Source organism: Pseudomonas sp. RL_105y_Pfl2_101, assembly GCF_963970585.1.
Lineage (GTDB): Bacteria > Pseudomonadota > Gammaproteobacteria > Pseudomonadales > Pseudomonadaceae > Aquipseudomonas.
Genome location: NZ_CAXAPG010000068.1, coordinates 1 through 6613, shown reverse-complemented (window position 1 = coordinate 6613; position 6613 = coordinate 1). Strand labels below are relative to the sequence as shown.

The 6613-nt window shown below is 53.8% G+C and carries 7 protein-coding genes; 6 read left to right on the top strand and 1 reads right to left on the bottom strand.

The annotated features are described in order from the left end of the window. The first annotated feature begins 338 nt into the window (after window positions 1-338). From selD to AACY31_RS28010, 6 genes are all read left to right on the top strand, one after another. Window positions 339-1388, top strand: coding sequence for a selenide, water dikinase SelD (selD, locus tag AACY31_RS28035; RefSeq protein WP_339505544.1), 1050 nt, complete (start codon window positions 339-341; stop codon window positions 1386-1388). Between the two features lies 1 nt (window position 1389). Further along, window positions 1390-2160, top strand: coding sequence for a sulfite exporter TauE/SafE family protein (locus AACY31_RS28030; RefSeq protein ID WP_339505543.1), 771 nt, complete (start codon window positions 1390-1392; stop codon window positions 2158-2160). A gap of 74 nt (window positions 2161-2234) precedes the next feature. Beyond that, window positions 2235-3431, top strand: a complete 1197-nt coding sequence (locus AACY31_RS28025; RefSeq protein WP_339505541.1) for a cysteine desulfurase family protein — start codon at window positions 2235-2237, stop codon at window positions 3429-3431. After that, the gene (locus tag AACY31_RS28020) at window positions 3428-4369 is read left to right on the top strand and encodes a DHH family phosphoesterase (RefSeq protein ID WP_339505540.1); all 942 of its coding nucleotides are present in this window, start codon (window positions 3428-3430) and stop codon (window positions 4367-4369) included. The genes AACY31_RS28025 and AACY31_RS28020 overlap by 4 nt, the downstream gene beginning before the upstream one ends. 837 nt (window positions 4370-5206) lie before the next feature. Continuing rightward, entirely contained in the window at window positions 5207-5488 is a 282-nt protein-coding gene (locus AACY31_RS28015; protein WP_339482486.1) for a hypothetical protein, read from the top strand. A gap of 20 nt (window positions 5489-5508) precedes the next feature. Beyond that, window positions 5509-5784 carry a hypothetical protein gene (locus AACY31_RS28010; RefSeq protein ID WP_339482484.1) on the top strand — a complete coding sequence of 92 codons (276 nt, stop codon included), beginning with the start codon at window positions 5509-5511 and terminating at the stop codon, window positions 5782-5784. 209 nt (window positions 5785-5993) lie between these two features. Here the strand turns inward: AACY31_RS28010 and AACY31_RS28005 are convergent, their stop codons facing one another. Continuing rightward, window positions 5994-6356 carry a DUF6124 family protein gene (locus AACY31_RS28005; protein WP_339505538.1) on the bottom strand — a complete coding sequence of 121 codons (363 nt, stop codon included), beginning with the start codon at window positions 6354-6356 and terminating at the stop codon, window positions 5994-5996. Between the last annotated feature and the right edge of the window lie 257 nt (window positions 6357-6613).

Below are 6613 nucleotides of genomic sequence, written 5' to 3'. Positions count from 1 at the left end.
CGGCGACAGAGACTTCAGACTAACAATGCAAACCTGCGTCGCTGCGCTCCGACTGCCCGGCCGGATGACCGTGGAATAGGTGGCCGGATGTTGGTGGACTGAGTGGCCGGATGGCGTGGAATGCGCAACCTTCGCTCGATTCAGCAATGTAGAGCAGTGAGGCAATGGTTCATACACCATTGCGCGCTGACATCCGCATGACTTCAAAACGCCGCCATTCCGTCATATTTTTGCAATGAAAACATGCGAATTTTGTCGGCAGAAATAGGACGTAACAGTATGTTTCAGCACGCTAAGGCGCTGTTTTAATTATGGAAAATGGATTTTAAGGAAAACCGATGTCGATGTTTTGTCAGATCATGGATAAATCTGAGAGTGGTGGGTGCGGGTGCAAGATCCCATCCAGTGTGTTAACGAAGATTCTGTCGCAAACTGCAGCAGCCAATACGGTCTCGGATGACAAGGTGGTATTGGGCTTTGAGTCTTCTGACGATTGCGCCGTCTATGACGCAGGTGAAAAATATCTTTTATTCACCACCGATTTTTTCTCCCCGATAGTCAACGATCCTTATGTCTTCGGCCAATTGGCAGCCAGCAATGCTGTAAGCGATATCTTTGCTTCAGGCGGGAGTCCGCTTATTGCCAACTCGATCATGGCGTTCGACCCGGAACTGGTTTCGGTCGAGCAAGTAACGCAGATGATCCTTGGCGCCCAGTCGGTGATGAACAAGTTCAATGTCAGCATCGTCGGTGGCCATACGATCAAGAACAGCCAGCCCTTGTACGGCTTCTCGATCATTGGTGAGGTGGAAAAACACCGTTTGAAGAAAAATAACACGGCCAGGGCCGGTGATTTGCTGGTCATGACGCGTCCGATCGGTGTCGGCATCCTCGCCAATGCCCTGAAGACCGGAGTGATTGAACAAGAGGATATTGCTGCGTCGACGCTTGCCCAGATTACCGGCGACAACGCGTTTGGCCGCACGCTGAGCGAAAGTCCTGAGGTTAGCAGTTTGACTGATATCACGGGGTTCGGTTTGATCGGCCATATCAGTGAGATGGTCGGGCTGGGGCAACTGGATGTTGACCTGGATACAAGCGGTCTGGTTTTTTATGACGGTACAGAGTCATTGGCGGTGGCAGTGACTTCGGCTGACAGCGGTATTTTCTCTAACATTAAAAAGTACGCGCAGAACGTGGAGTACCTGGCTGATCTTCCATTAGCTAGAAAGTTTCTGTTGCATGACCCGCAAACGAATGGCGGTTTGCTGTTCACTGTGAGTGCCGAAGGGTTTGAAAAGAACCGTCAGAAGTGGCAGGCGCTTTGCCCTGATCTGATTGTTATCGGTCGGATGACGGAAGGGACCGGCAAGATCAAGGTCTGCTGAGATGGTAGCCGTGACAATCTACCCGGTTATGGCCGGTGTGGGCGTGATGGCTGGTTTCATGTCAGGTCTGTTCGGTATCGGTGGGGGCATCATCGTGACGCCCCTGTTGGTGCTGATTTACCCGATATTGTCCGGTCAGAAACTGCCGATTGAAGTCGTGACGGGGCTGTCTTCCGCACAGGGCTTCTTTTCGTCCCTCGTGTCGTTCGCGCTGCACCGCATCAAGTTTCAGCCGGATTGGCGAGTGATCAGAAGCTTTGCCGTACCGATGGCTGTCGCCAACTTTTTTGCCTCGCTCCATGCTGATGCATTCAGCGAAAACTTCATCCTGTTCGTCTTCGGACTGCTGGGGTTGATGTCGTTGTTGGTGACGTACCTGTTCCATAAACCGGTGGCCCTGTTGTGCAACCATCAATCGCTGTCGTTGCCACTGATAGGACTGGTGCTTGGCGTATTGTGCGGGCTGGTCGGGCAGGGCGGCGGGTTCATCTACCTGCCTGTACTGATCAGCTTGTTTGGTCTGCAGATAAAGCAGGCCATTTCGACCTCGGCGCTGATCGGTATCATCGGAGCAAGTGGGGCGTTATTCGGCAGAGTGGGTTCAACCATGGATTTTCTCGGCTACACCGGTGAATTGGTACTGGGGATATTGGTGGGTGGTTTCCTCGGAGCCATGCTTTCTCATCGGCTGGACTCGAGGCATCTGAAACAGGCGCTGAATGCTTTCGTTTTGCTGTGCTCGATCCAGCTCATGCTGCGCTTGCTTATTTGACCTGTGAGTCTCTGTTCGCATTTTGCGAGCAGCATCCTGAATGACATAAAACAGAAAACTTGGAAGTGTTTGATATGGATATTGCTGTGGATGCAGTTTATGCCGACGTCTGTGGTTCGGCACCGGTTTCAATGGGTGTCAGCAACATGCTTCAGGCGTTGTTTTCGACCCGCCAATGCGCCAACCCCAATGCCAATCACGCCCTCGGCGTTCAGTTGCTCGAACGAGTCGAACGGGCGCGTGGCAGCATCGCCAGCCTTTTGAAAGTGGACGCCGACTGCCTGATTTTCAACAGCGGCTCCAGTGAGGGCTGTGCCCAGGTGTTTCATGGTTTTTTCGAACGCTACAAACATGAGCAACCCTTGGTGTTGTACTCAGCGATCGAACACTCCTGCACCCTGCAGAACATAAACCGCTACGGTCTGGAAGGCCTGCAAGCCATAGCGATCGGGCATCAAATGAACGGACTGCTCGACACCGAACAATTGGAGCAGTTGCTCCGTGCCCATGCGGGTCGCCCGACATTGGTTTGCGTTATGGCAGTGCATAACGAAACCGGCGTGATTCAACCGATCGAAGAAATCGCCCGACAAGTGAAGGCTGGGGGTGGTTTGCTGTTTTCGGACATGACCCAGGCCATCGGAAAAATCCCTGTGGATCTGCACGCATCCGGCGTTGATTTCGCCATTGCGTCAGGACACAAGTTCGGGGCGTTGCCCGGTGCCGGTTTTCTGTACGCCAGAAGCCGCTACGGGTTGTCGCCATTGATTGTTGGCGGCGGCCAGGAAGGTGGGTTGCGCGGTGGTACTCAGAACTATCCGGGCATTCTTTCGATTGAAACCGCGTTGCAGGAGAAACAGCACAAATACGGCACCGGTAAAGTCGCGGTACAACAGAGCCGGGAAACGTTTGAACGTACGCTGCAAGCGATGCTGGGCGAAGTGGTCGTGATCGGTCAGCAAGCACCGCGTGTACCTTGTGTGAGTTTTGTTGCATTGCCAGGGGTCAATACAAAAAAACTGCAGTGGGCCTTGAACACGCAGTCGATCTACATAACCGGTGGGTCGGCATGCTCGGACAAGACACTCAGCCTGTCCAACACGGTTACACAACTGGGATATTCCGACCGGATCGCCGGGGCCACGGTGCGCATTTCCATCGACGAAGAACAGTGTCAATTCGCGTATGAGCGGATTCTGGAGGGTATCGCCCAAGCGCTGAAGCTGTCTTCGGCTGTCTCGGCAGCTCACGCTGTGACCCACGTGTTATGAGGGTGGTGACCTCAGGCTCGGCGTACCTGGACATCGACGCGTATGCCTGTTGCATTGCGTACGCCGAGCTGTTGAATCACCAAGGCGTTGATGCTCGGACCGTCAGTAGCGCCCCGCTCAATGTCAGCATCTCCAGGACCGTGCTCGGATGGCAATCATCTCTGGACGATTATCTGCCGAGAGCGGGTGATGAGTTCGTGTTGGTGGATGTCTCCGACTACCACCATTTCGACCCGCTGGTGGTTCTTGAACAGGTGGTGGAAGTCATTGACCATCACCCAGGCTTTGAAAACTATTGGGCGCAGAAGCTCGGATCTGCGGCAGACATCCTGCCGATCGGCGCAGCGGCGACTCTGATTTTTCAGCGTTGGGAAGCGGCAGAGCTGTTGCCGCTGATCAGCGAAAAAAGTGCTGCGTTGCTGGCCACGGCAATTCTGGACAATACCCTGAATTTCACAGGGCAGTTGACCACCCAATCGGATATCCGGGCTTATGAAGTCCTCGCATGGCGGGCGAAACTGGAAGCCGACTGGCCCGAGCGGTATTTCTCCGAGTGTCAGGCCACTATCGAGTCAGACCTGATTGGCGCGTTGGCGGTTGATTTGAAGCGGCTGAATGCCGATAGCAACCTGCCGCAGGTTTTCGCGCAGATGGCGGTGTGGGATGCCAGTGCGCTCATCCGAACGCATCGTTCAACGATCGGTCACTGGCTGGCGGCGCAGGGTGGAGACTGGCTGTTGAACGTCATCAGCATCCGCGAGTGCAAAAGCTACTTTCTGGCTGAGCCCTTGGTCAGCCAACAAAAGTTGAGCCATTTGCTGTCGATCGAATGGCAGGCCGGAATGGCTGTGCTTGAGCGCTCGCTGCTACGTAAGGAACTGTTGAAGTTGGGGTTGGCCCGCATCTCCGTTGTGAGTAAACCGCCTCTGGTTTTGTAGCCACATCGAAGGGCTGCTTTTGGCCGATTCTGTTGAAAAAGTCGGCCATGGTTTGCTCAGCGGAAAAGTGCGCGTCTGAGATTGAAATCTTTACTTTGGGCAGAGGCCTTCCGGACTCAGATTTCACGTAGCAGCGTTCAAAAAGGCGTTTTCACCGGTCAATGATCAGACAGTTTGGGCGGATCGACTTTTTCAACAGAATCGGCCGATTTCTGCCCCTCGTGACAGGCAGAAATCGGCCAAGAGCGGACGGTTAGCCCTATAAATCCCCTTTCTCTTGGCGAACACGATGAACTATTGATGAGCTAGCCTGGGGTGGCAATATGCAGTTATTCAAAACAAGGAGGTTGCGCGCCTGAGTTGCCGCAGCAACCCTAGCGGTTCTGGCCGGGTGCGCTGGCACCAACTCTTCGTATGACAACGCACGCCAGGCCGCGTCGGCATGATCGAGGCGGAGCTGACCACGCTTATGGGGAGTCCGTACTAAGTTACCGCTCGCGGCGATGAGCAGATGTGAATTTGGAGTCGCGCAAATGGCTTTACCGGATCAAGCCGTGCCGTCTCGTTCAAACTCAAGGACGGCCGCGTCGTTGAGGTTCCGCCAATTCCTGACTCGTTTGAGTAGTCACGCACAAGGAGATTATCGGTGCGCTTAATCATTACATTGCTTTTTGCTTTGATCGCTGGGTGTGGCCAGGCATGCAATCTGAGCACGCCTACAAAGAAGAGCAAACCCAGCAACTTCTCCAGCAAAATCTCCCCTATGATGAATACCAGAAGCGGTATTGAGCGATCATCAGTGAGTGAGCAGGACGCGATGTCAGGAGGCGATTATTTATGTTGAGTGTTCTGCTTCTCGGCTGTTTCTTCCTGCTGCTAGGCATCGGTGTTGGCGTTTCCGCCTTTCTGGATATATCAAGCGGCTCCGTCTATATCGCTGGGTACCGCGGCTCACCTTCGGCTTGGTACACCGCGAAGCACCATCCCGAAGAGTTTGCATCAGCTATCCAGCTCAGCATTGGGTTCGCCAGTGTTTCGGCCATCATTGGTCTGGTGCTGATCACGGTCGCGGTCAGAATGGCATTCCCTAAGCGCAAGCAGTACCGCTGGCTGATTTGACCATCGCAAGGAGGCACAACATGGAATACCTAACGTTCAGCCGCGCACTTTCTTTGGGCTGCCTTATGGCGGCGCAAGGCCCGGCGTTCGCAAGCTTTGAACAAGGCAACCGAGCATTGGCCTACAACGGCGGCATACTTCTCGCTCAGTTTCTTGGTGCGTTCGTTCTGCTGACAGTCATTGGTGCGGTATGCATAATTGTTCGAGACATCCGCAACTGGCTTTGCCGGCGTCGGGAACGAAAGGCTCAGTCAATTTCAGAGGCTTCTGCAACACAACCTTTATGCGACGATTAACAGAAGTGGTACCGGGAGATTGTGGAGAAGTAGGCTATCTGGACTGTATAAAATACCAACCTTGAATCGACCTTCATTTCGTAGGCTCTGCAAAAGGCCAGAAGTAGTCCTGAATGAAGGGCTGCTTTGGGCCGTTTTCGGTCATTCTCGGAGGCGGAGGTAAAAAACCCGGCATAGAGCGCCGGGTTTTTTTATGGGAAAACGTTTACCTACTGCCGCGGCTCCACGTTATCCAACACCCGATTCGCCAATAACGAACTCAGCTCAATCAACTGCTGAATCCCCTGCGCCACATGGCGCCTCGATCCATCCAGATCAAACGCCAGATCACTCACCATGGCATCGGCCGAAGCCAACGTCTCAGTGAGATTGGCAAGCAGACATTCGTTATCGAGGCCTTTCACGACGGCGTACAGCTGCCCCGGTTTGGGGGCTTCTTGGGATTTATCCGGTTTCGGTAGCAAGTAATGATCGAGCACCCGTTTGGTGGTCTCGTCTTGCTGCTGGGCTTTGGATTTTGCGGATGTAGAGGTGGAATCTGCTTCTGGCGGATTCGGAGTTATTTTGAACATAGGTATGTCTTCTCAGTTAGGTCGCAACCATTTCGCTACTAAACGATAGGGTGGCGGCTGTGCGCAGGTTAGTAGACCGGTGACATACCTAAAACCGGCGCGCCCGAGGGCGCCATGCGCACAGCCACCATGAATCGCCCCGGGTTTCGTAGACACCTCCATGCCTTAAACTGAGGCCAATCAGGAGGTGCCATGAGCAACCCACGTTATCCCGAAGAATTCAAAATCCAAGCGGTCAATCAAGTGACCGAAAAGAA

What these genes read in the sequence shown, in the direction of transcription:
- AACY31_RS28030 (WP_339505543.1), top strand. Translation starts at nt 1,390, where the DNA reads ATGGTAGCCGTGACAATCTACCCGGTTATGGCCGGTGTGGGCGTGATG.
- AACY31_RS28005 (WP_339505538.1), bottom strand. Translation starts at nt 6,356, where the DNA reads ATGTTCAAAATAACTCCGAATCCGCCAGAAGCAGATTCCACCTCTACA.
- AACY31_RS28020 (WP_339505540.1), top strand. Translation starts at nt 3,428, where the DNA reads ATGAGGGTGGTGACCTCAGGCTCGGCGTACCTGGACATCGACGCGTAT.
- AACY31_RS28010 (WP_339482484.1), top strand. Translation starts at nt 5,509, where the DNA reads ATGGAATACCTAACGTTCAGCCGCGCACTTTCTTTGGGCTGCCTTATG.
- AACY31_RS28025 (WP_339505541.1), top strand. Translation starts at nt 2,235, where the DNA reads ATGGATATTGCTGTGGATGCAGTTTATGCCGACGTCTGTGGTTCGGCA.
- AACY31_RS28015 (WP_339482486.1), top strand. Translation starts at nt 5,207, where the DNA reads ATGTTGAGTGTTCTGCTTCTCGGCTGTTTCTTCCTGCTGCTAGGCATC.
- selD (WP_339505544.1), top strand. Translation starts at nt 339, where the DNA reads ATGTCGATGTTTTGTCAGATCATGGATAAATCTGAGAGTGGTGGGTGC.